Source organism: Burkholderiales bacterium, from assembly GCA_035543335.1.
In the GTDB taxonomy this organism is placed as follows: Bacteria; Pseudomonadota; Gammaproteobacteria; order Burkholderiales; family JAHFRG01; genus JAHFRG01.
In genome coordinates, this window is the sequence record DASZZH010000036.1 from 23,434 (window position 1) to 49,243 (window position 25,810).

General features: G+C 57.7%; 28 protein-coding genes, 1 pseudogene and 1 riboswitch. Of the genes and pseudogenes, 21 read left to right on the forward strand and 8 right to left on the reverse strand.

Annotated features, from left to right (window positions below; genetic code table 11):
* Positions 1-5 precede the first annotated feature (5 nt).
* Both VHE58_09715 and VHE58_09720 read left to right on the forward strand, forming a co-directional pair.
* Complete coding sequence (locus VHE58_09715; GenBank protein HVS27551.1) at positions 6-566, forward strand: NifU family protein; 561 nt, start codon at positions 6-8, stop codon at positions 564-566.
* On the forward strand, positions 566-886 hold the full coding sequence (locus VHE58_09720) for a non-heme iron oxygenase ferredoxin subunit (protein ID HVS27552.1): 321 nt from the start codon (positions 566-568) through the stop codon (positions 884-886). The genes VHE58_09715 and VHE58_09720 overlap by 1 nt, the downstream gene beginning before the upstream one ends.
* 347 nt (positions 887-1,233) lie before the next feature.
* On the opposite strand, the gene VHE58_09725 is transcribed toward VHE58_09720, so the two are convergent.
* Entirely contained in the window at positions 1,234-2,058 is an 825-nt protein-coding gene (locus VHE58_09725) for a hypothetical protein (GenBank protein HVS27553.1), read from the reverse strand.
* 303 nt (positions 2,059-2,361) lie between these two features.
* Positions 2,362-2,424: riboswitch (Fluoride riboswitch) on the forward strand.
* A gap of 128 nt (positions 2,425-2,552) precedes the next feature.
* Between VHE58_09725 and VHE58_09730 the strand changes: the two genes are divergently transcribed.
* From VHE58_09730 to VHE58_09745, 4 genes are read left to right on the forward strand one after another with little or no spacing between them, the layout of a single operon-like run.
* Complete coding sequence (locus VHE58_09730; protein HVS27554.1) at positions 2,553-2,723, forward strand: hypothetical protein; 171 nt, start codon at positions 2,553-2,555, stop codon at positions 2,721-2,723.
* A 6-nt stretch (positions 2,724-2,729) separates the two neighbouring features.
* Positions 2,730-3,764, forward strand: coding sequence for a cation:proton antiporter (locus tag VHE58_09735; GenBank protein HVS27555.1), 1,035 nt, complete (start codon positions 2,730-2,732; stop codon positions 3,762-3,764).
* A 13-nt stretch (positions 3,765-3,777) separates the two neighbouring features.
* Positions 3,778-4,194, forward strand: a complete 417-nt coding sequence (locus VHE58_09740) for a universal stress protein (GenBank protein ID HVS27556.1) — start codon at positions 3,778-3,780, stop codon at positions 4,192-4,194.
* Positions 4,195-4,215: 21 nt separating this feature from the next.
* The gene (locus VHE58_09745) at positions 4,216-4,701 is read left to right on the forward strand and encodes a putative molybdenum carrier protein (GenBank protein ID HVS27557.1); all 486 of its coding nucleotides are present in this window, start codon (positions 4,216-4,218) and stop codon (positions 4,699-4,701) included.
* Here the strand turns inward: VHE58_09745 and serB are convergent.
* The 3 genes from serB to mfd form a co-directional block, all read right to left on the reverse strand.
* Positions 4,685-5,515, reverse strand: a complete 831-nt coding sequence (gene serB / locus VHE58_09750; GenBank protein HVS27558.1) for a phosphoserine phosphatase SerB — start codon at positions 5,513-5,515, stop codon at positions 4,685-4,687. The two genes, VHE58_09745 and serB, sit on opposite strands and share 17 nt — an antisense overlap.
* A gap of 197 nt (positions 5,516-5,712) precedes the next feature.
* Entirely contained in the window at positions 5,713-5,991 is a 279-nt protein-coding gene (locus tag VHE58_09755) for a DUF1161 domain-containing protein (GenBank protein HVS27559.1), read from the reverse strand.
* A 189-nt stretch (positions 5,992-6,180) separates the two neighbouring features.
* Entirely contained in the window at positions 6,181-9,597 is a 3,417-nt protein-coding gene (gene mfd, locus VHE58_09760) for a transcription-repair coupling factor (GenBank protein ID HVS27560.1), read from the reverse strand.
* A gap of 200 nt (positions 9,598-9,797) precedes the next feature.
* Here mfd and VHE58_09765 point away from each other — a divergent pair, with 200 nt between their 5' ends.
* The 3 genes from VHE58_09765 (at position 9,798) to VHE58_09775 (ending at position 11,142) form a co-directional block, all read left to right on the forward strand.
* The gene (locus VHE58_09765; GenBank protein ID HVS27561.1) at positions 9,798-10,445 is read left to right on the forward strand and encodes a phosphoribosyltransferase family protein; all 648 of its coding nucleotides are present in this window, start codon (positions 9,798-9,800) and stop codon (positions 10,443-10,445) included.
* 108 nt (positions 10,446-10,553) lie between these two features.
* Positions 10,554-10,832: a type II toxin-antitoxin system RelE/ParE family toxin gene (locus VHE58_09770; GenBank protein ID HVS27562.1), complete on the forward strand. Its 279-nt coding sequence runs from the start codon at positions 10,554-10,556 to the stop codon at positions 10,830-10,832.
* A 10-nt stretch (positions 10,833-10,842) separates the two neighbouring features.
* Positions 10,843-11,142 (forward strand): HigA family addiction module antitoxin, encoded by a 300-nt coding sequence (locus VHE58_09775; GenBank protein ID HVS27563.1) that lies wholly within the window; start codon positions 10,843-10,845, stop codon positions 11,140-11,142.
* A 14-nt stretch (positions 11,143-11,156) separates the two neighbouring features.
* Here the strand turns inward: VHE58_09775 and amrS are convergent, their stop codons facing one another.
* Genes amrS through amrB form a run of 3 tightly spaced genes read right to left on the reverse strand, consistent with a single transcriptional unit; the run spans position 11,157 to position 13,596 of the window.
* On the reverse strand, positions 11,157-12,239 hold the full coding sequence (gene amrS, locus VHE58_09780) for an AmmeMemoRadiSam system radical SAM enzyme (GenBank protein ID HVS27564.1): 1,083 nt from the start codon (positions 12,237-12,239) through the stop codon (positions 11,157-11,159).
* On the reverse strand, positions 12,236-12,796 hold the full coding sequence (gene amrA / locus VHE58_09785) for an AmmeMemoRadiSam system protein A (protein ID HVS27565.1): 561 nt from the start codon (positions 12,794-12,796) through the stop codon (positions 12,236-12,238). Before amrA ends, amrS begins: the two co-directional genes overlap by 4 nt.
* Positions 12,793-13,596 carry an AmmeMemoRadiSam system protein B gene (gene amrB / locus VHE58_09790; protein ID HVS27566.1) on the reverse strand — a complete coding sequence of 268 codons (804 nt, stop codon included), beginning with the start codon at positions 13,594-13,596 and terminating at the stop codon, positions 12,793-12,795. Before amrB ends, amrA begins: the two co-directional genes overlap by 4 nt.
* A gap of 94 nt (positions 13,597-13,690) precedes the next feature.
* On the opposite strand from amrB, the gene ispD reads away from it, so the two are divergent.
* The 11 genes and pseudogenes from ispD to VHE58_09845 all read left to right on the forward strand — a co-directional run bounded on the left by ispD (position 13,691) and on the right by VHE58_09845 (position 22,922).
* Positions 13,691-14,377, forward strand: coding sequence for a 2-C-methyl-D-erythritol 4-phosphate cytidylyltransferase (gene ispD, locus VHE58_09795; GenBank protein ID HVS27567.1), 687 nt, complete (start codon positions 13,691-13,693; stop codon positions 14,375-14,377).
* Positions 14,378-14,656: 279 nt separating this feature from the next.
* A complete protein-coding gene (gene ispF / locus VHE58_09800; protein HVS27568.1) occupies positions 14,657-15,157 on the forward strand; it encodes a 2-C-methyl-D-erythritol 2,4-cyclodiphosphate synthase in 501 nt (166 codons plus the stop codon).
* Positions 15,121-15,675 (forward strand): RNA 2',3'-cyclic phosphodiesterase, encoded by a 555-nt coding sequence (thpR, locus tag VHE58_09805; GenBank protein ID HVS27569.1) that lies wholly within the window; start codon positions 15,121-15,123, stop codon positions 15,673-15,675. The genes ispF and thpR overlap by 37 nt, the downstream gene beginning before the upstream one ends.
* Positions 15,676-16,233: 558 nt before the next feature.
* A complete protein-coding gene (locus VHE58_09810) occupies positions 16,234-17,580 on the forward strand; it encodes a carbohydrate porin (protein HVS27570.1) in 1,347 nt (448 codons plus the stop codon).
* A gap of 174 nt (positions 17,581-17,754) precedes the next feature.
* Positions 17,755-19,038: a divalent metal cation transporter gene (locus tag VHE58_09815; protein HVS27571.1), complete on the forward strand. Its 1,284-nt coding sequence runs from the start codon at positions 17,755-17,757 to the stop codon at positions 19,036-19,038.
* 79 nt (positions 19,039-19,117) lie between these two features.
* Positions 19,118-19,789, forward strand: coding sequence for a tRNA (adenosine(37)-N6)-threonylcarbamoyltransferase complex dimerization subunit type 1 TsaB (tsaB, locus tag VHE58_09820; GenBank protein ID HVS27572.1), 672 nt, complete (start codon positions 19,118-19,120; stop codon positions 19,787-19,789).
* On the forward strand, positions 19,786-20,247 hold the full coding sequence (gene rimI / locus VHE58_09825; protein HVS27573.1) for a ribosomal protein S18-alanine N-acetyltransferase: 462 nt from the start codon (positions 19,786-19,788) through the stop codon (positions 20,245-20,247). The genes tsaB and rimI overlap by 4 nt, the downstream gene beginning before the upstream one ends.
* Before the next feature lie 122 nt (positions 20,248-20,369).
* Positions 20,370-20,921, forward strand: a pseudogene (locus tag VHE58_09830) (uracil-DNA glycosylase).
* A 56-nt stretch (positions 20,922-20,977) separates the two neighbouring features.
* Complete coding sequence (locus tag VHE58_09835) at positions 20,978-21,589, forward strand: LemA family protein (protein HVS27574.1); 612 nt, start codon at positions 20,978-20,980, stop codon at positions 21,587-21,589.
* Positions 21,586-22,422 carry a YgcG family protein gene (locus tag VHE58_09840; protein ID HVS27575.1) on the forward strand — a complete coding sequence of 279 codons (837 nt, stop codon included), beginning with the start codon at positions 21,586-21,588 and terminating at the stop codon, positions 22,420-22,422. The genes VHE58_09835 and VHE58_09840 overlap by 4 nt, the downstream gene beginning before the upstream one ends.
* A 2-nt stretch (positions 22,423-22,424) precedes the next feature.
* Positions 22,425-22,922 (forward strand): TPM domain-containing protein, encoded by a 498-nt coding sequence (locus VHE58_09845; protein HVS27576.1) that lies wholly within the window; start codon positions 22,425-22,427, stop codon positions 22,920-22,922.
* 7 nt (positions 22,923-22,929) lie between these two features.
* Here the strand turns inward: VHE58_09845 and lplT are convergent, their stop codons facing one another.
* Positions 22,930-24,162, reverse strand: a complete 1,233-nt coding sequence (gene lplT, locus VHE58_09850; GenBank protein ID HVS27577.1) for a lysophospholipid transporter LplT — start codon at positions 24,160-24,162, stop codon at positions 22,930-22,932.
* Between the two features lie 184 nt (positions 24,163-24,346).
* Here lplT and alr point away from each other — a divergent pair, with 184 nt between their 5' ends.
* Positions 24,347-25,420 carry an alanine racemase gene (alr, locus tag VHE58_09855; GenBank protein HVS27578.1) on the forward strand — a complete coding sequence of 358 codons (1,074 nt, stop codon included), beginning with the start codon at positions 24,347-24,349 and terminating at the stop codon, positions 25,418-25,420.
* The last annotated feature ends 390 nt before the right edge of the window (positions 25,421-25,810 follow it).

Below are 25,810 nucleotides of genomic sequence, written 5' to 3' on the forward strand. Positions count from 1 at the left end.
TCGCCATGGCCAAGATTGCAGACATCGAGAGCACGCCCAATCCCAATGCGATGAAATTCATCCTCAAGGAGCCGCTGACCTATGGCGTCACGCGCTCTTATGACAGCGCGGCGCATGCCAAGGATGATCCGCTGGCGTCCGATCTGTTCATGATCCCGCATGTGACCAACGTGTTTTATGTGGACCATTGGGTTACCGTAACCCAGGATGGCCAGGCCAACTGGCAGGAGTTGCTGAAGCAGCTGGCAGTGCCGATCCGCGCGGCGAACGCCGATACCCTGTTGCAGGCGCAGGCCGCGCCTGCTGAGAATGAAGCGGGCGTGGCCATGAGCATCGAGGACACGCTGCGGCTGGCGCAAATCAATGAAATTCTCGACGAGCAAATCCGCTCTTATCTGCAGGGCGACGGCGGCGATTTGAAAGTACTCAAGCTCGAAGGCAACACGCTTACCATCCACTACCAGGGCGCGTGCGGCAGCTGCCCAAGTTCAATTGCGGGCACGCTTTCGGCGGTGGAAAATTTGCTGCGCACGATTGAACCCGACATCCAGCTCGTGGCGGTCTGATGGCGGAATGGGTGACGGTGGCGCGGGTGGAGGCACTGCCGCCCGGGGAGTGGCGCGTGGTGGATGTGGAGGGCACGCGCATCGCGGTTTTCAACCTCAACGGCAAATATTTCGCGATTGAAGACGTGTGCACTCACGACGGCGGGGTATTGACCGGCGGCACGGTCGAGGGCGAGCAAATCATTTGCCCGCGCCACGGCGCGCGTTTTTCCATCAAAACCGGCGCAGCATTGAGCGCGCCCGCTTACGAGCCTACAGCGACCTTTCCAGTGAGAGTCGAAGCGGGCGAAGTGCAAGTCAAAGACGAGCGCTGGGATTGAGAAGTGATGCGGTGAATTAAGATGGGAAATGAATATCTGGACATCCTGACCCTGCGCAGGGAAAACGCCCGGCGCCTGGCGGAGACGCTGAGCAAAATGCAATCTGTGCTGGAGTTCCGCATTTCGCCCACCGGGAATTAAGGAACCTCTGATGAGATTCCCAAGTTCACGCAAATATATTGTTCAGATTAGTAAAGGCTGCCGCGCCGGGAGCCTGTCGAGCCGTTCCGCCTCGTGAATAAACGGCGGCGGCGGTTTGAGCAACCGCCGCCGCTGGTGAAACACTCGCTTTTGCGCCGCTTGGATTAATCATGCGGCGCAGGTCAATTGTCTTTTGTTCTTAAGTCCTAGTCGTCGTCATCACCGTCTTTGTTTTTCTTGTTTTTGTCACGGTTAATCCCGTCCTCAATGCCAGTGCCCCGTGTGATGAGCCTGCCGTTGATGTTGATGTTGTCCAGCACGGCGAGGCCGACGCCCTGCGTATCATTGCTCTCGATATCGGTGCCTTCGTCGAAGAGGATGTCGATGCTATTGATCGTGGCCCCGACGGGAATCGATCCGGCGACGTTGAGCGTGGTGTTGAAGCACTCAGAGCCGCAGGCCGTCAGCACCGATCGTGTACGCGTCCACTGGTCGGGATCTTGGGGAGCTGGGCTCTGGGGAGCGTTGGCACAGCCGACGAAAAAGGAGCCCATATCGGTGTCGATATTGAACCGCGGTGCACCGGCGCCGCAGTGGCCTCCGTTGCGATAGTCGAAGCCCACGTGAAATCCGGCAATCACTGTCATTCCCTTAACGCCCTTGATGATTGCTCCAGACGAGGAGCAGTCCGGCGTCGGACCGTTCTTCGAGAGCAACAAGCCGAGATGGGGATCCTGTTGGTTTGCTGGGACCAGTACTGTGGTGAAGGTTGTATTCGCACCGCCGTTGTCTGGCAAGCCCATGCCGCCCAGCCACGCCGACGTCACGATCCGGCTTCCAGCCGGACTTGGTGCGCATTGTGCGGCCGTCCCGACGAATGCAAACGGCACTGCTTTGAGGCGGTGGTCATCGTCGGCCAATGCGGTAGCTGGTCCCACGACGCCGAGCGCAACCGTAGCGGCGACCAAGAAGCTACCGACAACAGTTCTTTGTCCGCTTGATTTCAAACGAAATATCAGATATTCACTCATTTTCTCCTCCCCATTATCATTTTGCGGCTAAGCGAGCCGCACGCGCTTCAACCAGCCAATTTGTCGGTGCAGAATTATTGACAGGGGGCCCTTCTCCGGGGCGCCAGCCCTGCTGACCCTGCGTGCTCCGATGCGTACAAGGTTCTGCCTAAAGAGGGTCCAAGTCAAGCAAGTGGCTTTAGGCAAGCTGGCGGATGAGGTATCGGGCATGTCGGATGAGGCCGCTGCTGGAGGCTCTTCAGCGACCAGCTGCGTAGGAAGCTGTAACATTTTGCTTGATAGCGCCGCTGCTGCACGCTATAGTGGCGTCAAGGAGATGGCATTCCTCCTTATAACCGCCGCAAGGCTGATGATGCCTACACCAACACCGAATAAAGGTGGGCGTGTAGGCATTTTCATGTCTGGTTTTCCCCAATGCCTCCAGTTTCTCCCGTTGCCCGGAATTAAGTAAACGTAGAGTAAATTTCCCGTTGGCACAGGGAAAGGAGATTGAAATGACTGAAACCTGGGCGCTTGCGGCGCTGTGGTTGGGGTTGGCCTTGATTGCCGTGCTGATGTCGATCTGGTTGCGCATCGCCACCGCATTGTCGGAAATTGTGGTCGGCATCGTTGCCCAGCTTGCTCTCGGCGCGTTTATCGGCGCCGCGGCTCTCGGAGCAGACTAGTCGTGGATCAAGTTTCTTTCAGGCACCGGCGCCATTGTTTTGACTTTTCTCGCCGGCGCCGAGCTCGATCCCGTAGTATTCAAGCGCAAATTGAAGGAAGCGTCCGCAGTCGGGCTGGTAAGCTTTCTCGTGCCTTTTCTCGGTTGTGCCGCAGCGGCCTATTATCTGCTGCACTGGGATGTTCAGGCGAGCTGGCTTGCCGGAGTGGCGCTCTCCACCACCTCAGTCGCGGTAGTGTACGCGGTGATGCTGGAATTCGGCTTTAATAAAACCGATTACGGCAAGACCGTGCTCGCGGCGTGCTTTGTCACCGATCTGGGAACGGTACTGGCGCTGGGCTTCATCTTTGCTCCTTTCACCTTTAAAACCCTCATCTTTTTCGGTGTAACTGTCGTTGTTATGGCGATACTGCCTCGGCTTACTCCTCGTCTTTTCAAACGCTACGGCGAAAGACCGTCGGAGCTGGAAGCAAAATTCCTGCTGCTTTGTCTTTTCGGCCTGGGCGCGCTCGCCGCCTGGGCGGACAGCGAGGCGGTGCTGCCGGCCTATGTAATCGGCATGGTGCTGGCGGGGACGGTGGGCAAGGACCACGCTTTGATCCGGCGGTTGCGTACCTTGACTTTCGGCTTGTTTACGCCGTTTTATTTCATCCGTGCCGGCTCTTTCGTCTCAGTGCCCGCATTGCTTGCCGCGCCGGCTGCGTTTATCATTTTGCTGTTGGCAAAGATGGCGACCAAATTTGCCGGCGTCTATCCCGTCACCAAATTTTACGGCTCACCGAGGACCGAGGCCATGTACACGACGCTGTTAATGTCCACCGGGCTTACTTTCGGCAGCATTTCGGCTTTGTTCGGGCTTTCTCACCACATCATCGATCAGGCCCAGTACTCCCTGCTGGTGGTCACCGTCATCGGCAGCGCGGTAGTGCCCACGCTCATCGCCAACGCTTTCTTCCTGCCGCGCCACTTGCTGAAAAAAGCGCCCGAGGAAGAGAGGCGGGCAGCCGGACAGGAAATCCCGCAGCTCGCCGACCCGAAATAGAGGGAGGACAATCATGATCAAGCGCATCCTGATGGCTTATGACGGCTCGGCGCCCGCAGACAAGGCATATGCTTTTGCCATGGATCTCGCCAAGAAGTACGGAGCCGAACTCATCGTGTTGGCGGTTTCCCGCCCACCGGATTTTGCCGATGACGTGGAAATGGAAGCGGTTCTGGAGAATTCCACCAAGCATTACGAGAACTTGCTGTCAAATCTGAAACCGCAGGCTGCAGCGCAGGGCATCAATGCAAGATTCGAAATAGTGGTGGGGCACCCTGCGGAGCAAATTTTGTACTATGCCGAACAAAACGAAGCCGATCACATTGTCATGGGACATCGCGGCAAGACGTTTTTCCAGCGTTGGCGGCTGGGCTCGGTGTCAAAGCAGGTAATTCATTACGCGCTTTGCGCCGTAACTGTCATTCGCTGAATCGGCCGAAAAGCCGCAAGAATGATTAAAATCGTTTCCGGCGGCCAGACTGGCGTGGACCGCGCCGCGCTGGATGCGGCACTTGAGCTCGGTATCCCCTGCGGCGGCTGGTGCCCCGAGGGCCGGCTGGCCGAAGACGGCCGCATCCCCGAGCGTTACCCGCTTAAAGAGCTTGCGGGTGGAGGTTATGCCGAGCGCACGCTGCAGAACGTGATTGACAGCGACGGCACGGTGATCATTAACTTCGGTGAATTGCAGGGAGGAACCGAGCAGACTTTGTTGTTCTGTGTCGAACGGGCGAAGCCGCACGAACTGATAAACGCGGAAAAGGTTTCCGCGTCAAAGGCGGCACGGTTGATCCGCGCGTTCGTTACAAAACACCGCGTCAAAACCCTCAACATCGCTGGGCCGCGGCACAGCAAGGAAGCGCGCGCCTACGGCTACGCTTATAGTGCGCTACAGCTTTTTCTGCGGGATGGGGTCGCCGGCGTCACGCGAACAGATTAGTCACGCCGTCAAGACCAACGTGGTTGATGGCATAAGTCGTTTGCCGGCGGACGATGGGCTGGGCGTGGTAAGCGATGCTGACACCGGCCTGCGCCATCATCTTGAGATCGTTGGCGCCGTCGCCGAGGGCGACGACCTGCTCCCTCTTCAATCCCAGCTGCATCCGGATCTCTTCCACTTTGACTGCCTTGGTTTCGGCGTCAATAATTTCCCCCGCCACCTTGCCGCTCAGTTTGCCGTTGACGATTTCCAGCGCGTTGGCGCAGGTGTAATCGAGGTTCAGACGGTTTTTCAACCGGTCGGTGAAAAAAGTGAAGCCGCTGGAGATTAACAGCGTTTTGACGCCGGCCGCTTTCAATCCGGCGAGCATTTTTTCCGCGCCGGGGGAAAGCTGCAGGCGCTCGTCGTAAACCTGTTGCAGGGCGGATTCATCGAGCCCGGCGAGCAGGGTGACGCGGCGGCGCATGCTTTCCGTGAACTCAATTTCGCCGCGCACCGAGCTCGCAGTGATTTGCGAGACTTCCGCCTTGATGCCCCGCATGTCGGCGAGTTCGTCAACGCATTCGATGGCAATCAGCGTCGAGTCCATGTCCATCGCCAGCAGTCCGAAGCCGGAGAGCTTGAGGTTTTCAGGTACGAAAGCAAAATCAAGCTTCGCCTTCTCGCAGTATTCGGCCACTCTGTCGTGCACCTGCGCTTCACGCAAACGAAACGCTTCATGGGTTATTTGCTCGATGCGCGATGCGCCGGCAAGCTTTGCCAATTGCCTGAGATCACGGTTTTCGATCTCGCTGCCCTGAATGATGAGATTCATGAGGTGAGCCGCAAAGCAAAGGCGCGATTATTGCGGAAGGCGGCTGACATCCGCGACTCAAGCGCCCCCGGTTACGCACCAGCTGCCGGGACTGATTAGGCCACCGTGATGATTATGATGTCCAACGTTCCGGTTCAGCGTTCGACGCAGTCGGTGGACTCCTACCGGTTAGTAGGTTCGTAACCTTTACAAGAGCCTTATCCTCTCTTGTACGTAATCTTTTTGGTTCCGCCATCGCAACTACCGACTACTTTTTCGTCCTTCACATCTTCATTCGGAACGATTCCCAGAGAATAAGTCTCAACACCCTTAGCTTGAAGCTTCGCATCAATCTCAGACTTCAGCTCTTCGCAAGGCTTCCGAGTCATGACCGGTGCATTAGCTTTGGTCTCCTCTTGGGCTGATGCAACATTGCTCAATGAGAAACAAACCAATAAAGAAGTAAGTAGTAGTGGAATTTTGTGTTGGTGTGACATAAAATCTCCTTTTTAGGTTGAAGTAAAAATAATGCTCACTAACAGAGGACCTGATAAACGCAATCGGTATCCTCTAAGCTGCCAAGTCACACCCGGAAATGGGCGCGACGGCTTTTAACACAGCACCCGCAAATTACAATTATCATACCCCGCTTTTCCTAGTCTTGTCGTCAATCCCTTCTGTGATCATTAGCTCAATTCGCTGAATACTTCCCTTATTGCCGCAACGCGTGCCTTGACGTCCGGCAACTCGGCTTCGATGCGCAACCGGTCCGGGCCGCTCAGGCGGTAATTGCGTTTCTGCTGCATGAGCCTGATAATTTTGACGGCATCTACCGGAGGCTTGGGAACGAACTGCAATTGAATGACTGAGTCAGTGGCGTCAATGCGCGAAATGCCGAGCGGTTTTCCGAGGATGCGCAGGCGGTGAGTGTCGAGCAAGACTTTCGCCGGTTGCGGCGGTGAGCCGAAGCGGTCCACCAGTTCCTCGTGCATCAATTCCAGTTCTTCCAGCGTTTCGCAGTTGGCGAGCCGCTTGTAAAGCACCAGACGCTCGTGGATGTCGTTGCAATAGTGCTCAGGCAGCAGCGCCGGCGCATGCAGATTGATTTCAGTGGTCACACCCAAGGGTTGCGAAAGATCAGGCTCTTTTCCGTTCTTGAGTGATTTCACTGCGGCGCCCAGCATCTGGTTGTAGAGATTGAAACCCACTTCCTGCATTTCTCCACTTTGCGCTTCGCCCAAAATCTCACCCGCGCCGCGTATCTCCAAATCGTGCATCGCGAGGTAAAAGCCCGAGCCCAGCTCCTCCATCATCTGGATAGCTTCCAGCCGCTTTCTCGCCTGTGTGCCTATCGCTTCTTCATCCGGCGTCAGAAGATAGGCATACGCCTGGTGGTGCGAACGGCCGACGCGCCCGCGCAATTGATGCAGCTGCGCCAGACCAAGTTTATCGGGGCGGTTGATAATCATGGTATTGGCGGTGGGAATATCAATCCCGGTCTCGATGATAGTCGTGCAAAGCAGCACGTTGAAACGCTGCTGATAAAAATCGCGCATCACGTGCTCGAGATCGCGCTCGCGCATCTGCCCGTGGGCGAAATGGATGCGCGCCTCGGGCAGGAGCTTCACCAGTTTCTCGTGCATGGTTTCAATCGTGTCGATATCGTTATGCAGGAAATACACTTGGCCGCCGCGCTTGAGCTCGCGCAGCGCCGCTTCGCGGATGATACCCTGGCTGTAAGGCGTGACAAAAGTTTTAATCGCCAGCCGCCGTTCGGGCGCGGTGGTAATCACCGAAAAATCACGCAGGCCTTCGAGCGACAAAGCCAGCGTGCGCGGGATCGGTGTCGCGGTTAAAGTCAGCACGTCCACTTCAGCGCGAAGTGCTTTCAACCTTTCTTTCTGCCGCACGCCGAAGCGGTGCTCTTCGTCAATGATGACGAGACCCAGGCGCTTGAACTTCACGCCTTTCTGGATCAGCTTGTGGGTGCCTATCACGATATCTATTTTGCCCTCGGCCAATCCCTGCAGTGTTAGCGTTTGTTCCTTTCCCGAGCGGAAGCGCGACAGCTCGGCGATTTTCACCGGCCAGTCGGCAAAGCGGTCGGAGAAATTCTGGAAATGCTGCTCGACAAGCAGCGTGGTGGGCACCAGCACCGCCACCTGCTTGCCGTCCATCATGGCGATGAATGCCGCGCGCAGCGCGACTTCGGTCTTGCCGAATCCGACGTCGCCGCAAATCAACCTGTCCATCGGCTTGCCTTTGGTCAAATCCTCGATCACGGACTGGATGGCTGCCGCCTGGTCTCGCGTTTCCTCGAAGCCGAAGCCGTCAACGAACGCTTCATAGTCATGCGGCTGGAAGCCGAAAGCATGACCCTGGCGCGAAGCGCGCTGCGCGTAAAGATTCAAAAGCTCGGCTGCGGTGTCGCGCACCTGGCGCATGGCTTTTTTCTTAGCTTTGTCCCACTGCCCGCTGCCCAGCTTGTGCAAAGGCGCGGCTTCCGGCGCTGCGCCGCTGTAGCGGCTGATGAGCGAGAGTTGCGACACCGGCACATAGAGCTTGTCTTTTTCCGCGTATTCCAGCGCCAGGAATTCAGTCGTGCCTTCGCCCATATCCAGATTCATCAATCCCAGATAGCGGCCGATGCCGTGGCTTTCGTGCACTACCGGATCGCCAATGCGGATTTCGCTCAGGTCGCGCAGCATTCCTTCAGCGGAGGTTTTGCGCGCGGCTTCGCGCCGGTCACGCCGGCGCACTTGCGCCGCGTAGAGCTCGCTTTCGGTAATGATGGCAACGCGTTCATCCTCAAGAATGAAGCCGTTTTGCAGCGGCGAAGCGCACAGCATCACGCGCTCTGAGCTTTGCCTGAACGCATTAAAGCTTTCGCACAGGGCGGGTTTGAGTCCGTATTCGTTAAAATATTCATGCACGATTTCGCGGCGCCCCAGGCTTTCTGCCAGCAGCAGGACGCGGCCATCGAAATCCTGGAGAAACCCGAAAAGCTTGTTCAGTGGATTTTCCGCGCGGCGGTCAATGGCAACCGCCGGCAGGGAAGCAACCGCGCATTGAACGGCGCCGGTATTTTCCTCGATTGCAATTTCAATCCGCGGGTGCGCCTTGCAGCCGGAGAAGAACCGGTCAACGCTCAAAAACAAGTCCTGCGGCGGCAACAGCGGGCGGTTGCGGTCGCCGCGCAAAAGCTGGTAGCGCGACTGCGTGTCGTGCCAGAAGTTTTCCATGGCGCGCAGGACGTCGCGGTGCAGGCAAAGCGCGGCCGATTCGGGAAGGAAATCAAAAAGCGTCGCGGTTTCCTTGAAAAACAGCGGCAGGTAATACTCGATACCCGCGGGCGCCAGGCCCTGGCTGACATCTTTATATAGCCGGCTTTTCGAGGGATCGCCTTCGAAGCGCTCACGGAAATTCACGCGGAAGCGCTCCTGGCCTTTTTCATCCAGCGGAAATTCGCGCGCCGGCAGCAGACGGATTTCCTTCACCGGATAAACGCTGCGCTGGGTATCCGCGTCAAAGGTGCGGATGCTCTCGACTTCGTCATCGAGCAGGTCGATACGGTAGGGCAGGGGACTGCCCATCGGAAACAGATCGATCAGCCCGCCGCGCACGCAGTATTCACCGGGCGCCAGTACCTGGCTGACATGCGTGTAACCGGCGAGCGTGAGCTGGCTGCGCAGAGTCTCGGCTTTCAGTCTTTCACCTTGCTTGATGAAAAAAGTGTAGGCGGCGAGATAAGAAGGCGGCGGCAGGCGGTAAAGCGCGGTGGTCACCGGAATGATGGCGACATCGCAGTCGTTGTGCGTGATGTGATACAGCGTGGCGAGGCGCTCGGAAACCAGGTCCTGGTGCGGCGAGAAGCTGTCGTAGGGCAGCGTTTCCCAGTCGGGCAGCAGATTAACCTTCAGCTTGGGCGCAAAATAGGGAATTTCCTCGAGCAGCCGCTGCGCGTCTTGCGCGGTTTCGGTGATGATGATGAGAGGCTTATGCTTTTCGGCAAATTGAGACAAAGCGAGGGCATCGCTTGAGCCGTGCAATCCGGCGTAGCGTACTTTTTGCCCTGGAAGCGGCGGGGCTTGGTCGAACAGCATAAAAAGCGAGCTATTATAAGGTAAAACCGTTCCCAGCCTCATACTTGCGGATTGGGGGAGTAATAGGTCAGTTTGTTTGGAAAAGCCGTTCGCCCTGAGCTGTGAGCTTGTCGAACAGTCGAAGGGGAACGGCCGTTCATGGTTCGATGCTTCGACAAGCTCAGCATCACCACGAACGGCTCACTATTAACCAAGGAGATATTTTGTTTCACGACCGTCTCAATGCCGCCGCCAGGCTTGTGGAAAAGCTTTCCGCCTACCGCGGCAAGAACCCGCTGGTGCTGGCGATTCCGCGCGGCGCGGTGCTGATGGCCAAGCGCATCGCCGACGAGCTCGGGGGTGAAGTGGACGTGGTGCTGGTGCGCAAAATCGGTGCGCCCTACAACCCGGAGTTCGCCATCGGCGCGGTGGACGAGAGCGGCAATTTTTTTGTCACCCAAGACGCGGTTTTGATCGGCGCGAACGAAGATTACATCGAGCAGGAAAAGCAAAAGCAGCTTGAGATTATGCGGCAACGCCGCGCGCAATATACGCCGCTGCGCGAACCGATTGATCCTACCGGACGCATCGTCATCGTGGTGGACGATGGGCTTGCCACCGGCTCCACCATGATTGCCGCGCTACGCGCTTTAAAGCAGAGCAATCCGGCAAAACTCATCTGTGCAGTGCCGGTCGCGCCGCCCGACACGCTGGGAAAAGTGGGACTTTATGCCGATGAAGTGGTGTGCGTGCACGCCACGCACGATTTTTTCGCCGTGGGGCAGTTCTATGCAAATTTTCCCCAAGTCAGCGACGAAGAAGTGGTGGCGATTTTGCTGGAAAGTGCCGGTACAAACAAACCGGCGTGAGCTTACGCAACGAACCTGCAATACGCACGGGCATGCGCTTTCTCACGAACTAGTCGGTTTTCATTAACCAACTTGAAATGTGTATCGTTATGCTATACACTATAGTCAGTGATCCGATCATTCCGGCATAAAGGTCTTGAAACCTTCTTCAGGTCGGGGAGTAAAGCGGGTATTCAGCCGACTCACGCCAAGCGATTGCGGCTGCAACTTTCTGCGTTAGACGCAGCCGTCGGTCCGCGGAGCATGAATCTGCCGGGCTGGAAGCTGCATCGGCTCTCAGGTGATCTGGCAGGCCACTGGTCAGTGTGGGTGAGCGGGAACTGGCGGCTTATGTTCCGATTCGAGGGCCAAGATGCAGTTTTGGTGGACTATCAGGATTATCACTAGGAGTTAAGCCATGACGAGAATGCACAAGCCGGCCCATCCTGGGGAAGTATTGAAGGACGGTGTTTTCGAAAACGCAAAGGTGTCGGTAACGGACGCCGCGAGGGCCTTGGGTGTCACGCGGGTGTCGTTGTCACGGGTGTTGAATGGCAAAGCGGGTGTCAGCGCACAAATGGCGGTGCGGCTGGGGAAGTGGCTTGGCACCGGTTCCGAAGTGTGGATCAACATGCAGGCACAGTATGACCTGTGGCGAGCCGAGCAGGCGCTGAAGCGCCAAGTGGTGAAAATTACGCCACTCAAGAAGGCGGCGTAGTGGCTACATTGCGTTCAGGCGGACGAACCTGCGATTCGCACCGGTATGCGCTTTCTTCCGAACTGGCCGGTGAATTTTTCAAAGCGCCCGTTGATTGACGTGCCGCAATCAGGACAGCGGCCCTGCGGCGTCACGCGGTATTTGAGAATGTTGTGCCAGTCGCGCACGATGAGTGTAGCTCGGCACGATGGACAGTAAGTGGTTCCGCCCTCGGTGTCGAACACGTTTCCCGTATAAACATATTGCAGGCCTTCGTTGAGCGCAATGTCGCGCGCGCGGGTGAGCGTCGCAGGCGGCGTCGGCGGCACGTCGAGCATCTTGAAGTCGGGATGAAATGCCGTGAAATGCAGCGGCACATCGGTGCCGACTTCTTTCGCCAGCCATTTGCATTCGGCGGTGATTTCCTTATCCGAATCATTCTTGCCGGGAATGAGCAGCGTGGTGATTTCAAACCACACATCCGTTTCGTGCTTCAAATAAACGAGGGTGTCGAGCACCGGCTGCAAGTCAGCGCTGCAAAGCTTGGCGTAGAATTCCTGCGTAAATCCCTTGAGGTCCACGTTGGCTGCGTCCATGTGCGCGTAAAATTCGCGCCGCGGCTGATCGTGCATGTAACCGGCGGTGACCGCCACCGCCTGGATGCCTTGCTCGCGGCAGGCATCGGCAATGTCCATCGCGTACTCGGCGAAAATCACCGGATCGTTGTAGGTGAACGCTACGCCCTTGCAGCCGAGGCGCACGGCGGAATCGGCAATCTGCTCCGGCGAGGCGGCATCGGCGAGGCGATCCATGTCGCGCGACTTGCTGATGTCCCAGTTCTGGCAGAAGCGGCAGTGCAGATTGCAGCCCGCGGTGCCGAAAGAGAGGAGGCTCGAGCCGGGATAAAAATGATTGAGCGGCTTTTTCTCCACCGGATCGATGCAGAAGCCCGAAGAGCGCCCATAAGTGGTGAGCACCATCTGGTCGCCTTCGCGTTGCCGCACGAAACAGGCGCCGCGCTGGCCTTCATGCAGCCTGCAATCGCGCGGGCAGAGATCGCACTGGATGCGTCCATCCTCGATAAAATGCCAGTAACGGCCCGGATAGTTGGAACTCATGACAGCGCTTCCTGCAAATCCCACTCCCGCCATTTTTCTACCGTGTAGCGGTAGAGCCGGATGCCTTCGTCCCAGAAGTTGTCTTTCAAACCGGCTTTGAGCTTGAGTTCATTCATGAACGTGGCGGGCTCGGCGAGTTTGTCCCAAACCTGCGGCAGGAAAGTTGCCCGATGATTCGCATATTGCAGAATCACGCCGTCTACGCCCGGGCATAAGTGCTTGAGCGCATCATCTTCACCGGCAAAGTAAATAGGTGTGGCTGCGGATAAAAGTGAGATTTCAATGCGGGTCTCGTCCAGCTCGTCGAGTGTGAGCGGCGGAAAGCGCGGCTCGCGAAATGCTGCGTAGATAGCGTTCTCTTTCACGTCTTCGAGGAGCGGCCGATAGGCTTCGAGCGTGCCGATGCAGCCGCGCAATTGCCGATTGAGCATGAGCGTGACAAAACAGGCCTGTTTTTCTTTCAGCCAGGGCACGTCCTCGGGCGCGCTGGCGTTGCGCCCCAGCTCGCGGGAGATGGCGGCGCGGGCAATAAACAGCAAGACTTCGCCACGGGTCATGACGGCGCTCCCTCGGTGAAAGCTAACGAAGCATAGCCCACCACGCGGTTTTTGTCGCCGGCGGTGTCGCCGGAATTGCGCGCATCGAGCAGACGGGGGGTGAGCGCACGGCGGCGCGCGGCGCACAGAAAACCGTTCACCGGCATGCAACCGCAGGCCTGCTCCGGCGTGAGCGCGCCGCGCAGGGCGAGAATCGCGCTCACGGTATCCTGGTCCGCTTGTTGCGCGGCGCCGTAAGGCAAGTAATGTGAAAGGTCGGAGCTGATAACGACCAACGTTTCCTTCCCGCCCCAGAGCATTTCCAGCACTTGCGCCACGTCCTCGGACGCCGCATCGCCGACGACCAGCGGAACCAGGCTGAAATCACCCAGCAGTTTTTGCAGGAAAGGCAGATGCACTTCGAGCGAATGCTCCAGGCGGTGCGCCTCATCGCCCTCCACGACTTGCGGCAGCGCGCGGATTTGCCGCATCGCCTCGGCGTCGAGCGGCACCGTCCCGAGAGGCGTGGCAAAGCGTACCGCCGACGGTAACGCCAGCCCTTCGACATAAACGCGGTGGGCGGGGCCCAGCAGCACGACTCGCCGGATGCCGCCGCATAAGCCTTTGAGCCGTGCGTAAGCGCTGGCGGCGACGGGTCCGGAATAAATGTAGCCGGCGTGCGGCGCAATCAGCGCTTTGGGCAGCTCGGCTTGCCCGTCAAGCTCGACGCTCTCCAGCAACGCGGCAACGGTTGCGGAAAGCTCGGAAGCTTGCCGGGGGTAAAAGCTACCGGCGACGGCAGGGGAGCGGACGCGGTTCATATCCGGTTAGACCACTCAAACACAATATAAATCTAGCACATGGCTTGCGCAATTTCTTGCTCTAGGTGCGTGTAAAACGCGATAATTCAACTTTATGAAGCATTATGCACTAATACCGGCGGCCGGCGGTGGAGCGCGCCTCGGTGGCGGCACGCCCAAACAGTATCTGTCCTTAAACGGCAGACCGATGCTTTACTACTCGGTGAAGCGGCTTTGCGCGAATCCGCGGATCGCGCGCGTATATGTGGTTTTGGCGCCAAGCGACAATTGGTTTGCGCAATATGACTGGCGTGAGTTTTCAGGGAAGCTTAAACCCCTGCACTGCGGCGGCGAGACGCGCGCCGCCAGCGTGCTGAACGGCCTGACCGCCATGCAAAGCAATGTCGGTGCCGAAGATTGGGTGCTGGTGCACGACGCGGCGCGGCCCTGCTTGAGCGATATGCTGCTCAACAAGCTACTGGACGAAGTGGCTGAGGATGGTGTGGGCGGCTTGCTGGCGCTGCCGGTTGCCGATACGCTGAAACGTGCCGACGGCGCCTCCCGCGTGCTGCGCACCGAGCCGCGCGACGGCTTGTGGCAGGCGCAAACGCCACAGATGTTCCGCCACGCGACGCTCACCCGCGCGTTGCAGGCGATGCAAAACATGGAGGTCACCGATGAAGCGCGCGCCATGGAAGGCCTGGGTCTGCAGCCCAAGCTGGTGGTGAGCGATGCGCGCAACCTGAAGGTGACTTATCCGCAGGACGTAGAACTGGCGCAAATCATATTAAGGAACCTCTGATTAAGTCGCACGAGGATTGCGTTGCTGGCAAAATGCGGATGGATGCTAGGCGCGCGACGAAGGTCGTAGTTGAGCCTACGAAGCCGAGGAGCGCAACAACGCAGACGCTGCAGTTTGCCGCAACCCGGAGGGACGGGGCTTTCCGGGCGGTCTGCTTTGTCGCTCGGCTTGTGAAGGGGGGTCAACCATTCACTGCGCCTCGCTTCGCGCATCCCATCCCGGAAAGCCGCCGTCGCAACCGCGTGGGATTTAATCAGAGGTTCCAACAACGGAGAGCACATGAGAGTCGGACAGGGATATGACATTCACGCATTGATCGAAGGCCGCAAGCTGATTATCGGCGGCGTTGAGATTCCTTATAAGAAAGGTCTCGCCGGGCACTCCGATGCGGATGTGCTGCTGCACGCGATCTGCGACGCGTTAATCGGCGCAGCGGCCCTGGGCGACATCGGCACCCATTTCCCCGACACCGATCCGCGCTACAAAGACATCGACAGCCGCAGGCTCCTGCGCGAAGTGGGAAAGCTTGTCACGCAACACGGCTGGCGCATCATCAACATCGACGCCACCCTCATCGCCGAGGCGCCGAAGATGGCGCCGCATATTCCAGCGATGGTGAAGAACATTGCGCAGGATCTCGCCCTTGACCTCAAGGATGTGAATGTCAAGGCCAAGACCAACGAGAAGATGGGCTACATCGGGCGCGGCGAAGGCATTGTGGCTGAGGCGGTGGCATGTATTAAATGTCTCAAATCGGAAAGCAAGGGACCGAAGACGTAACCACCGCACGCGTCTTTTTCGGGCTGTGGCCGGATGATGCAGTGCGCGGGGCGTTCAGTGAGTGGGCGAGACTCCTCGGCAAAAGCAGTCGCGGGCGCCTCACCCGGCCCGGCTATCTGCACCTGACTTTGGTGTTTCTCGGCAATATCCCCTTATCCCGCCTCGATGAATTGAAGTCGCTCGCTGCAAATGTTTCAGGGAAGTCTTTTCAGCTTGATTTTACCTCTCCTGGTTATTGGCGCCACAACCGCATCGTCTGGGCCGCACCGATTGAAATCCCGCGGCCGCTAAGCGAGCTGGCCAAAGCGCTGGAAACGGCAAGCAAAGCAGCGGGTTTTGGTTTCGACGCACGGCCTTATATTCCGCATGTGACCTTGTTGCGTGACGTGCGCCGCGAACCCGATGTAAGTTTGCTGAAAGAAATAAACTGGCAGGTCAACGCGTTTGTTCTGGTTCGCTCAAAACCGGGTGAGGCGGGAACGGGATATGAAGTCATCGGCCGCTGGCCGTTTGCCTGATGGTTTCCGTGTCAACGGCAGGTGTGCGACGGCGTTAATTCCTGGGGCCTTTACGCCACTGCCGTAGAGAACTGGTGGGAAGTAGACGCGAAACCCGCCCCGGCGGCAGATTTGGCGCGCTGAACGTGTTGTGGGAGTAAGGCGCGCTGGAAACGGCGCTGTAACAATTATGAAAACTTGGGTCTGGGCGAGGAATAGGCGGCTCAAAAAAATTGAAAATTTTTTCAAAAAGTGTTGACAATCGAAATGAATTGGAAAATACTTCGCGCCATCTCATTGCATGGAGATTAATTCATGGGTAGTTGCCCTAGTCCAACCAAGAAAAGTAGGCGAGGCTGACCCGCAGGTACTATCCAGCTCCATTTCCCCTGCCACTGTCTCGCCCACCTGACGAGGCAGTGTGCTCATAGTGAAGTTCATGCCGTGCTCCGCACGGCGCCCAACTTAAGCGCGCTTTTTATCGAACTTAGTAGTCGCCTGGTTAGCGGCTACACGGCCCAACGCAGACGTTCGTTCCGTCGCGTTAGACTGCGCATGATCATGGAAAGGTAAAAAAAGATGAGAAAAACCGCCGAGCAATACCTTTACGTCGCGCTTTCGGCAGCAATCACCCTCACCATGGTCGAGGTGGCCAATGCGCATGCGGAAGGCCCAGAGCTCCCGCAGTTCCTCGGCGCACAATACACGCTGATTGCCCAGCATCTCTTCCCCTTTGAGGGAGGCGGATTCTCAGGACCCAACAGTTTGCGTGATGATGGCGACACACAAAAAACCCAGACCTTTGGTCTGTATTCCGGCATGAAGGTCTGGGACCAGCTGCAGGCCTATTTCGATCTCGAGCTCTTCAAGGGTGCGGGGGTCAGTAATTCGACAGGGCTGGGTGGGTTAACTAACGGTGACGTCGTTCGCCAAGGCTCATTCAATATCGGCAAAAGACCGTACATTGCCCGGGCTTACTTGCGTTACTTTTGGTCTATGGATGATGAAACCATTGACGTTGTTCGAGGCGTAGACCAATTGCCCGGCACCGAGCCGTCGAACAGGATCGAGATTAAGCTTGGCAAGTTCGCAGCTAATGATGACTTCGACCGCAACCGCTATGCTAATTCAACTCGTACCCAGTTCCAGAACTGGAGCCTGTGGAACAACACCGCCTGGGATTTTGCCGCCGACACGCGAGGCTACACCAATGGAATTATGGCGGGATATGTTTCACCCAAGTGGGCGCTGAAGCTCGGCATTTTTCAGATGCCCACCATCGCGAACGGGCCGGATCTTGATCTGCCATTAACCAAGTCTCGTGGCGAGAATCTGGAACTCACCTTGCAGCCCAATCACTACGGAACCGTGGTGCGGCTCCTTGTTTACCGCAACGTTGCCAATATGGGGATTTACCGCGACGCCATCGCGATTGGCCTCGCGCAAAGCACCGTACCTGACATCGCCGCGGACGACCAGCCTGGGCGCAAGAAATACGGATTGGGCTTAAACCTAGAACAGCCGTTAGCCGACGGTGGGGAAACCGGCTTGTTCGCCCGATTGGGCTGGAACGACGGTAAGACCGAAACCTTTGCCTTCACCGAGGTGGATCGTACGGTGACGTTCGGGGCACAGGTGGCGGGCAATCACTGGGGGCGCACCGAGGATCGATTGGGTATCGCGTTGGTGGTGAATGGGCTGTCCGCCGATCATCGAGACTACCTCGCCGCTGGCGGCAGTGGCTTTGTGCTTGGGGATGGTCGTCTAAACTATGGCTATGAGCAAATTATGGAAGCGTACTATCTCCTGCAGCTTGGCCGTTTTGTGCAATTTAGCCCGGATTTTCAATATATCCAGAATCCGGGATACAACCGCGACCGCGGGCCGGCAAAAGTCATTGCCTTGCGGCTGCGGCTCAGTTATTAGCGCTGCCTGGGCTGCAAATAATTGGCCGTCAGGAAAAATAAGCTTTAAAATTGCACCCGCCATGCCCGGTCCGCAAAAATTTTTTGCCAGCTCGTCTTTATGAAAGCAGCGTAACCTTACTGTCATGGAAGTCTAAATTACAGCCGGTAACCTGACCCTTTGCCCGGGAAGAACATGAACAATAACGAAACGGCGCTGCAGCCACAGAAGAAACCGCTTTTACAGAGACTCGGTCCCGGGCTCATCACCGGCGCGGCGGACGACGATCCCAGCGGCATCGCCACCTATTCACAGGTCGGTGCCCAATTCGGCCACAGCATGCTGTGGAGCGTGTTTTTCACGCTACCGCTGATGGTGGGCATTCAAATAGTCAGCGCCCGCATCGGGCGCGTTACCGGGCACGGCCTCGCTGCCAACATCCGCCAGCATTTCCCGCCATGGCTGCTTTACGGCCTGGTAGGCCTGCTCCTAGTCGCCAACACCATCAATATCGCGGCCGATATGGGCGCGATGGGCGCCGCGCTCAAGCTTTTGATAGGCGGGCATGAGCATTTGTACATCGTGCTGTTTGCGCTGATTTCGCTGGCACTGCAGATTTTCATTCCGTTCCCGCGCTATGCTCCGATATTAAAAGGCCTGACGCTGGTCTTGTTCGCTTATGTGGGCACCGTGTTTGTGGTTCATATCTCCTGGGGCGAAGTTTTTTATCGTACCTTCGTGCCCTCGGTTTCTCTGAGTGCGAACTACATCACCGGCGTTCTGGCGGTGTTCGGCACCACCATCAGCCCTTACCTGTTTTTCTGGCAGGCTTCGCAAGAAGTGGAGGAGCAGCGCGCTGCGCCGGGCGAGGAGCCGTTGAGAGAGGCGCCGGAACAGGCGGTCGAGCATCTGCAACGGATCAAATTCGACACTTACGTCGGCATGACTTATTCGAACCTGATCGCTTTCTTCATTATCCTTACCACCGCCGTAACCTTGCACCTCCACGGCGTTACCGATATCCAGACTTCCGCGCAGGCGGCGGGGGCGTTGCGCCCGATTGCCGGCGAATTTGCTTTCTTGCTCTTCAGCCTTGGAATTATCGGCACCGGGTTGCTAGCGGTCCCGGTACTGGCGGGATCGGCGGCTTACGCCGTCGCGGAAGCCTTCAAATGGCCTATTGGCTTGGGGCTCAGGCTGCTGGAGGCGAGGGGTTTTTATGGAATCCTTACGGTGGCGACGCTTCTGGGCGTGGGATTTAATTTCACCTCCATCGACCCGATCAAGGCCCTGATCTGGAGCGCGGTAATCAACGGCTTGATTGCGGTACCCATCATGGTGGTGATGATGCTGATGGCAATGCAGCCGAGAATCATGGGGCAATTCGTCATTACCCGTTGGCTTAAAATTCTCGGCTGGCTCGCTACCCTGGTGATGATCGTTACGGCATTAGCGTTCTTTGTCACGCTCGCTAAATAAGCCGCGCGCTTGGGATTCCCTGACGTCCGGGGTGTGAGGACATGGCGAATTTGCGTGTAAAATGACGTAACAAAGCGTCATGAATATTCTTGCGCTCGACACCTCCGGCGATTATTGCTCGCTTGCCCTGTGGCTGAATGGCGAAGTGGTGTCGCGCGAGGAGCGGGCCGAGCAAAATCATTCCGAAGTATTGCTGCCGCTGCTGGATGCGTTCCTGCACGAGAATCGCGTTTCGCTGGACCAGCTTCACGGCATCGCTTTTGGCGCCGGGCCGGGATCTTTTACCGGCCTGCGCATCGCCTGCGGAGTAGCGCAGGGGCTGGCGTTTGCAAAGGACTTGCCGGTGGCGGGGATCTGCACACTGAAAGCGCTGGCTGAAGCCATGCCGGGTGAAAAAATCATTGCCTGTCTGGACGCGCGCATGGGCGAAATCTACCACGCCGCGTACGAAAAGAGTGGCAATTCCTGGCGGGCGGCGAGCGAACCGGGCCTGTGCAGGCCGGAACAGGCACCACTGGTCTCGGGCGATGGCTGGATTGGTTGCGGCAGCGGTTTCGCGGTTTATGGAGAAAAGCTGCGGCAGCGCTATCACGGGCGTTTAACTCAAGTTGTGGCGGATGCCGTGCCGCGCGCAAGGGAAATGGCGCGGCTCGCGGTTTCAGTGCTTGAACGGGGCGAGGGCTGCAAGGCGGAAGAAGCCGCGCCTCTTTATTTGCGCAACAAAGTGGCGTTGAAGACTTTCGAGCGATGAGCGCGCAACTGAAAGAGGTGCCGCAGCTGCGGCCGATGCGGAGCGCCGACCTCGACGCGGTGATGCGCATCGAGGGGAAAATCTATTCCCACCCCTGGACCCGCGGCAATTTTCAGGATTCGCTGAGCGCCGGCTACAGCTGCTGGATTTGCGAGCTGGCGGAACACATCATCGGCTATGCGGTGATGATGGTGGCGGCGGAAGAAGCGCATCTCCTCAACTTGAGTGTTGCCGCGGAGTGGCAGCGCCTGGGTTGGGGCAAAAAATTCATGAAACACCTCGTCGGCGTCGCGCGCTATTATCATGCCAAAGCGCTGTTATTGGAAGTCCGCCCCTCCAATGCCGCAGGGCTCAAGCTTTACCAAAGTTACGGCTTCAGGCAAATCGCGCTGCGTTGCGGTTATTATCCCGCTTCTAATGGACGCGAGGACGCGGTGCTGCTGGAGTTCAAGCTGTGAGCGGGCGGCGCGAGGAAATCCTGAAAGAGCTGGGCCTGTGGCCGCAGTGGCGGCTCCGCGACGCGAATGAAACCAACTGCGCAGCGGGTGCCACGGATGACCGCCGCGCGCGGATTTTGCAAATGGATTGGCAGGAACTTAAAGCTTGTGTTGCCGTTTGCAAAGATTGCCCCTTGCATGAAAAGCGCACGCAGACTGTCTTCGGCGTCGGCGATGAAAATGCCGACTGGCTGTTCATAGGCGAAGGGCCGGGAGCGGAAGAAGACGCCAAAGGCGAGCCGTTTGTCGGCCAGGCGGGGAAACTACTCGACAGTATGCTGGCGGCGATCGGCCTGAGACGCGGCGACAATGTGTACATCGCCAACGTCGTGAAATGCCGCCCGCCGGGAAACCGCAATCCGGAGCCGCATGAAGCGCAACAATGCGAGCCTTATCTCGAGCGGCAGATCGCCTTGATCGAGCCCAAGCTGATTGTGGCTCTGGGCAAAGTCGCGGTACAAAATCTGCTGAAAACGGACGCCACCATTTCCAGCTTGCGCGGGCGTTTGCACAGTTGCCGTGACATCCCGCTCATCGTGACCTATCATCCTGCGTATCTGCTGCGCAATCTGCCCGACAAGGCCAAGGCCTGGGCCGATTTGTGCTTTGCCCGCAAGACCATGCGGGAGTTGTAATCGCCGATTTTGCCCCCATTTAGGGAGCAGAGCTTTATCCCAAACAGGAGATCTCCATGCGCAAATTACTGGTTTACCTGTTCTTGGTCTTTGCTGCCCTGGCTTTAAGCGGCTGCGGCTACAATACCTTACAGTCCACCGACGAGCAGATCAAGGCAAGCTGGGCGGAAGTGCTCAACCAGTATCAACGGCGCGCCGATCTTGTGCCCAATCTGGTGAATACGGTGAAGGGTTACGCGCAGCAGGAAAAAGACGTGCTGCTCGGCGTGACCGCAGCGCGTTCCAAAGTGGGTGCGATTCAGGCGACGCCCGAACTCATCAACGATCCCCAGGCATTCGCCAAATTCCAGCAGGCGCAGGGCGAACTCACTTCTGCGCTGTCGCGGCTTTTGGTGGTGGCGGAAAATTATCCTCAGCTCAAGTCCGACGCCAATTTCCGCGATCTTCAAGCACAGCTTGAAGGCACGGAAAACCGCACCACCGTCGCGCGCAACCGCTACATCAAGGCAGTGCAGGAATACAACGTCACGGTGCGATCGTTTCCCAGCAATCTGACCGCGATGCTGTTCGGCTTCCAGCTCAAGCCCACGTTTACCGTCGAAAACGAAAAGGAAATCGCCAAGCCGCCCAAGGTTGATTTTACTTCCCCCCCGCCAGCCGCTAAATGATCCAGGCGCGGCTGGTATTGTTATTGATGCTGTGCCTCGGCGCGGGGCTCGCCCGCGCCGAGGTGGCGATTCCGCCGCTCCAGGCGCGCGTCACCGACCTCACCCACACTCTCTCGGGCGGGGAAATCCGGCAGCTGGAAGAGAAGCTCGCCGCCTTTGAAGCCAAAAAAGGCAGCCAGATTGCGGTTCTCGTCGTTCCCACCACGCAGCCTGAAGCCATAGAGCAATACGCTATCCGCGTGGCGGAGGCATGGAAGCTGGGACGCAAAGGAATAGATGACGGCGCGCTGCTGCTCGTGGCAAAACAAGACCGCACCTTGCGCATCGAGGTGGGTTACGGCCTCGAAGGCGCGCTTAACGATGCCACCGCCAAGCGCATTGTCAGTGAAATCATCGTGCCCTATTTCAAGCGCGGCGATTTCTACGGCGGCATCAACGCCGGAATTTCACGGATGGTGGCGGTGATTGAAGGCGAGCCGCTGCCTCAACCCAAACGTTCTTCATCTTCATCCGGTTTCGGCAATATCGAATCGCTGTTGTTTATCGGCTTTGTGCTGGTGATTGCGGTGGGAGGGATGCTGCGCGCGTTGTTCGGGCGTTTTGCCGCCGCGACCAGCATTGGAACGGTTGTGGGATTTCTCGCCTGGCTGATAATCGCGCCATTGGTCGTTGCCATTATCATCGGCATTATTGGTTTTGTGTTTACATTATTGGGTGGTAGCCGCGGTTGGTACGGCGGACCGGGTGGTTACAGCGGCGGCGGTTTCGGAGGCGGCGGTTTCAGCGGTGGCGGGGGTGGCTTTGGCGGCGGCGGCGCTTCCGGCAGTTGGTGACCATGAATTTAAAACGTATCTTCAAACATCTTGTCATCGGGCACTTCGCGGTCAGGCGGGCGTTTCCACCGCGCGCGCTGCGGGCCATCGAGCAGGCGATTCGCGATTGTGAAGCCGCTCATCGAGGACAAATCCGCTTCACGGTCGAATCCGCGCTGGATATTGCGGAGCTGCTGCGCGGGGTGAGCGCCAGAGAGCGCGCCATCGAAGTATTTTCGCAGCTTCGGGTGTGGGACACCGAGCACAACAACGGCGTGTTGATTTATCTGCTGCTTGCCGACCGCGATGTGGAAATTGTCGCCGATCGCGGCGTTCATGCCAAGCTGGGAAATTCAGGCTGGGAAGAAATTTGCCGTACAATGGAGCAAGCCTTTCGGCAGCGGCGCTTTGAACAAGGAGTGATAGCCGGTATTAAAGCGGTGGGCGGCCACTTGCAACGGCATTACCCCTCGCAGCCGCCGCAACCCAATGAGCTGCCGGATAAACCGGTTATATTCTAGTTATATTCTAGGCTTCAATCCTGACCTGCGCGTGCCTGTGGTAAAGATAGGCCATCGCCACGCTGATGAAGGTGCCGAACAAAATCATGACCGTAAACACCGAGAATCCCAGCCTGATCATCACCGCGTAAACGCCGAGCATGGCAAGAATGCTCAAGTTTTCGTTGAAATTCTGCACTGCAATCGAGTGACCGGCGCCCATCAGCAAATGCCCGCGGTGCTGCAGCAGGGCGTTCATCGGCACGATAAAGAAACCTGTAAACGCGCCGATGACGAGCAGCATGACGATGGCAATATACAGGTTGCTGACAACAATCATCAGCATCAGGCTCAAGCCCATGGCGATGCCGACAGGAAGGATGCGCACCGATTTTTCCAGCCTTACATATTTTGCGGCGATGACCGAGCCGATAGCGATGCCGAGCGCCACCACAGCGGTGAGCTGCGTGGCTTTGTCCAGCCCGAATTTGAGCACTACCGCCGCCCAGGCGAGAATGATAAGCCGCAAGGTCGCGCCCACGCCCCAGAACAAGGTGGTGACCGCCAGCGATACCTGTCCGAGCGGGTCGCGCCACAACAGCTTAAAGCAGTGCCAGAAGTCGTGCAGGAGATACAGCGGATCTTTCCTCGGCAGCTTGTGGTCAAGCGCGACCCTGGGAATGTAAAGGTTGATGATGGCGGCGGTAAAATAAAAGCCGAGAATTACCGCAATGGCGAATTCGGGCGGCGTGTTAATACCGGTCTCGATGCCCGGGATATCGAACATTTCAAGATATTTATTGGCGAGTTCTGGTTTGACCAGAACACCACCGAAAATGGCGCCGAGAATAATGGCGGCGACGGTGAGACCCTCCATCCAGCCGTTCGCCAGCACCAGTTTTTGCGCCGGCAGGTATTCGGTGAGAATGCCGTATTTTGCCGGTGAGTACATCGCCGCGCCGATGCCGACAACCCCGTAGGCGTAAAGCGGGTGCGTGCCGACCAGCATGAACAGACAGCCCGCGAACTTTACCGCATTGCTGACGAACATCACCTGGCCTTTGGGAAGCGCGTCGGCAAACGGGCCGACAAACGGCGCCAGCACAATGTAGGAAAACACGAAGAACTGCTGCAGTACCGGGATTTGCCACTCCGGCGACTGGAGCCCCATCAGCAGGGCAATCGCGGCAAACAACAATGCGTTATCGGCGAGCGCGGAAAAAAACTGCGCCGCCAGAATGGTGTAGAAACCGCGACTCATCCTTTGGGGGGATTGATAAATGTAATTGTTATATGAACAAACATTTTATCGTTTGGCTCTGGAAGCTTTATACCATGAAACTGCCCGCCATGCATTCAGATCCGTTCTGACACTACCCTCACCAGGCGTTTTGTGTTTGAATAACACGCTGCCCCCATTTGGTCGCCGTCGCCTAAAAACAGACATGACTCGCCCGATTCAGGCCCACATCAGCCTTTCCGCTTTGCAAAGCAACCTCGCCGTGGCAAGGCAACGCGCGCCGGATTCACGCATCATGGCGGTGATCAAGGCCAACGGCTACGGCCATGGCCTGCTGCGCGCGGCCGGGGGGCTGACGGGCGCCGAGGGTTTTGCGGTGATCGACCTTAACGATGCGGTGGTCTTGCGCGAGGCCGGCTTTCGCCAGCGCATACTTTTACTTAACGGTTTCTACAGCGTCGATGAGCTGCCGGCGGTTGCTGAAAACGGCCTTGCAGTGGTGATCCATCATAAAGAGCAGTTGGAGATGCTGGAAGCCATCGCGCTGCCGGTCAGGCTCGAGGTGTTCCTGAAGCTCAATACCGGCATGAACCGTCTCGGGTTTAAGGTTGAAGCATTCGGCGGCATCCTTCAGCGGCTCAAGCAGAACCGGCAGGTGGGAAGTATTACACTGATGACGCATTTTGCTTGTGCCGACGACGAGCAGGGCATAGACGCGCAGCTTAAGCAATTCAACAAAATTGCGGCTGGCCAGAATTTGCCGAAAAGCCTCGCTAATTCCGCGGCGGTGTTGCGTTACCCCGAAGCTCACGCCGATTGGGTGCGTCCCGGCATCATGTTGTACGGTTCCTCGCCGTTTGCCGAAAAGAGCGCAAAGGAATTGGGCTTGCAGCCGGTGATGACGCTCACCAGCCGGATAATCGCCACGCAGGATTTGCAGCCGGGCGATCGTGTCGGTTACACGGGGCTTTTCACCGCGGAGAAGCCGATGAAAGTGGGCATCGTTGCGTGCGGTTATGCCGACGGTTATCCGCGCCACGCGCGCACCGGCACGCCGGTGAACGTGAACGGCAAAATCACGCGCACGCTCGGGCGCATTTCCATGGACACGCTTGGCGTGGATTTGAGCGAAATCCCTGAAGCCGGTGTCGACGCGCCGGTCACGCTGTGGGGTGAAGGATTGCCGGCAGATGACGTGGCCAAAGCGGCGGGAACAGTGAGTTACGAACTTTTCACCAAGCTCAATTCGCGCGTGCCGGTAATCGAAACCCATGGCTAGACCCCATCTCAATAATACCCGCGTGATGCGTTGCGGTCTAAAATGCGATGGATGCAAGGCGCGAGGAGGCCGCATAGTTACTCATATGCAACGACGAGCAACGCCGCAGGCGCGCATTTTAACCGCAACCCTGCGGGACGTGGGCCGTCGCGACTCGGTGGCGAAGCGGGGTGCGGGAGCGACGAGCTGTGTGCCCAGGAAGCGCCGTCCATCGACAGCCTTTGCGCCCCTGCCCGCTCCACGCTGCGCGAGTCCGAGTCCGGGGGCTGCCGCGACACGGCGAGCGAAGCTTGGGGTGCGGGAGTGGCAGCATGAGCGCCCCGTTTTACGCTGTCTCTTGCGGCAGCTTGCGCCCCTGCCCGCTCCATGCTGCGCGAGTCCGAGTTCGGG

Excerpts from the sequence above, each read along its gene's own strand:
- serB (HVS27558.1), bottom strand. The coding sequence starts at position 5,515 with ATGAATCTCATCATTCAGGGCAGCGAGATCGAAAACCGTGATCTCAGG.
- tsaB (HVS27572.1), top strand. The coding sequence starts at position 19,118 with ATGAATATTCTTGCGCTCGACACCTCCGGCGATTATTGCTCGCTTGCC.
- ispF (HVS27568.1), top strand. The coding sequence starts at position 14,657 with ATGAGAGTCGGACAGGGATATGACATTCACGCATTGATCGAAGGCCGC.
- ispD (HVS27567.1), top strand. The coding sequence starts at position 13,691 with ATGAAGCATTATGCACTAATACCGGCGGCCGGCGGTGGAGCGCGCCTC.
- VHE58_09755 (HVS27559.1), bottom strand. The coding sequence starts at position 5,991 with ATGTCACACCAACACAAAATTCCACTACTACTTACTTCTTTATTGGTT.
- VHE58_09725 (HVS27553.1), bottom strand. The coding sequence starts at position 2,058 with ATGAGTGAATATCTGATATTTCGTTTGAAATCAAGCGGACAAAGAACT.
- rimI (HVS27573.1), top strand. The coding sequence starts at position 19,786 with ATGAGCGCGCAACTGAAAGAGGTGCCGCAGCTGCGGCCGATGCGGAGC.
- VHE58_09775 (HVS27563.1), top strand. The coding sequence starts at position 10,843 with ATGACGAGAATGCACAAGCCGGCCCATCCTGGGGAAGTATTGAAGGAC.
- VHE58_09815 (HVS27571.1), top strand. The coding sequence starts at position 17,755 with ATGAACAATAACGAAACGGCGCTGCAGCCACAGAAGAAACCGCTTTTA.
- amrA (HVS27565.1), bottom strand. The coding sequence starts at position 12,796 with ATGACCCGTGGCGAAGTCTTGCTGTTTATTGCCCGCGCCGCCATCTCC.
- VHE58_09740 (HVS27556.1), top strand. The coding sequence starts at position 3,778 with ATGATCAAGCGCATCCTGATGGCTTATGACGGCTCGGCGCCCGCAGAC.
- amrB (HVS27566.1), bottom strand. The coding sequence starts at position 13,596 with ATGAACCGCGTCCGCTCCCCTGCCGTCGCCGGTAGCTTTTACCCCCGG.
- VHE58_09840 (HVS27575.1), top strand. The coding sequence starts at position 21,586 with ATGATCCAGGCGCGGCTGGTATTGTTATTGATGCTGTGCCTCGGCGCG.
- VHE58_09715 (HVS27551.1), top strand. The coding sequence starts at position 6 with ATGGCCAAGATTGCAGACATCGAGAGCACGCCCAATCCCAATGCGATG.
- VHE58_09845 (HVS27576.1), top strand. The coding sequence starts at position 22,425 with ATGAATTTAAAACGTATCTTCAAACATCTTGTCATCGGGCACTTCGCG.
- thpR (HVS27569.1), top strand. The coding sequence starts at position 15,121 with ATGTCTCAAATCGGAAAGCAAGGGACCGAAGACGTAACCACCGCACGC.
- VHE58_09810 (HVS27570.1), top strand. The coding sequence starts at position 16,234 with ATGAGAAAAACCGCCGAGCAATACCTTTACGTCGCGCTTTCGGCAGCA.
- VHE58_09835 (HVS27574.1), top strand. The coding sequence starts at position 20,978 with ATGCGCAAATTACTGGTTTACCTGTTCTTGGTCTTTGCTGCCCTGGCT.
- VHE58_09745 (HVS27557.1), top strand. The coding sequence starts at position 4,216 with ATGATTAAAATCGTTTCCGGCGGCCAGACTGGCGTGGACCGCGCCGCG.
- VHE58_09730 (HVS27554.1), top strand. The coding sequence starts at position 2,553 with ATGACTGAAACCTGGGCGCTTGCGGCGCTGTGGTTGGGGTTGGCCTTG.
- amrS (HVS27564.1), bottom strand. The coding sequence starts at position 12,239 with ATGAGTTCCAACTATCCGGGCCGTTACTGGCATTTTATCGAGGATGGA.
- VHE58_09720 (HVS27552.1), top strand. The coding sequence starts at position 566 with ATGGCGGAATGGGTGACGGTGGCGCGGGTGGAGGCACTGCCGCCCGGG.
- mfd (HVS27560.1), bottom strand. The coding sequence starts at position 9,597 with ATGCTGTTCGACCAAGCCCCGCCGCTTCCAGGGCAAAAAGTACGCTAC.
- alr (HVS27578.1), top strand. The coding sequence starts at position 24,347 with ATGACTCGCCCGATTCAGGCCCACATCAGCCTTTCCGCTTTGCAAAGC.
- lplT (HVS27577.1), bottom strand. The coding sequence starts at position 24,162 with ATGAGTCGCGGTTTCTACACCATTCTGGCGGCGCAGTTTTTTTCCGCG.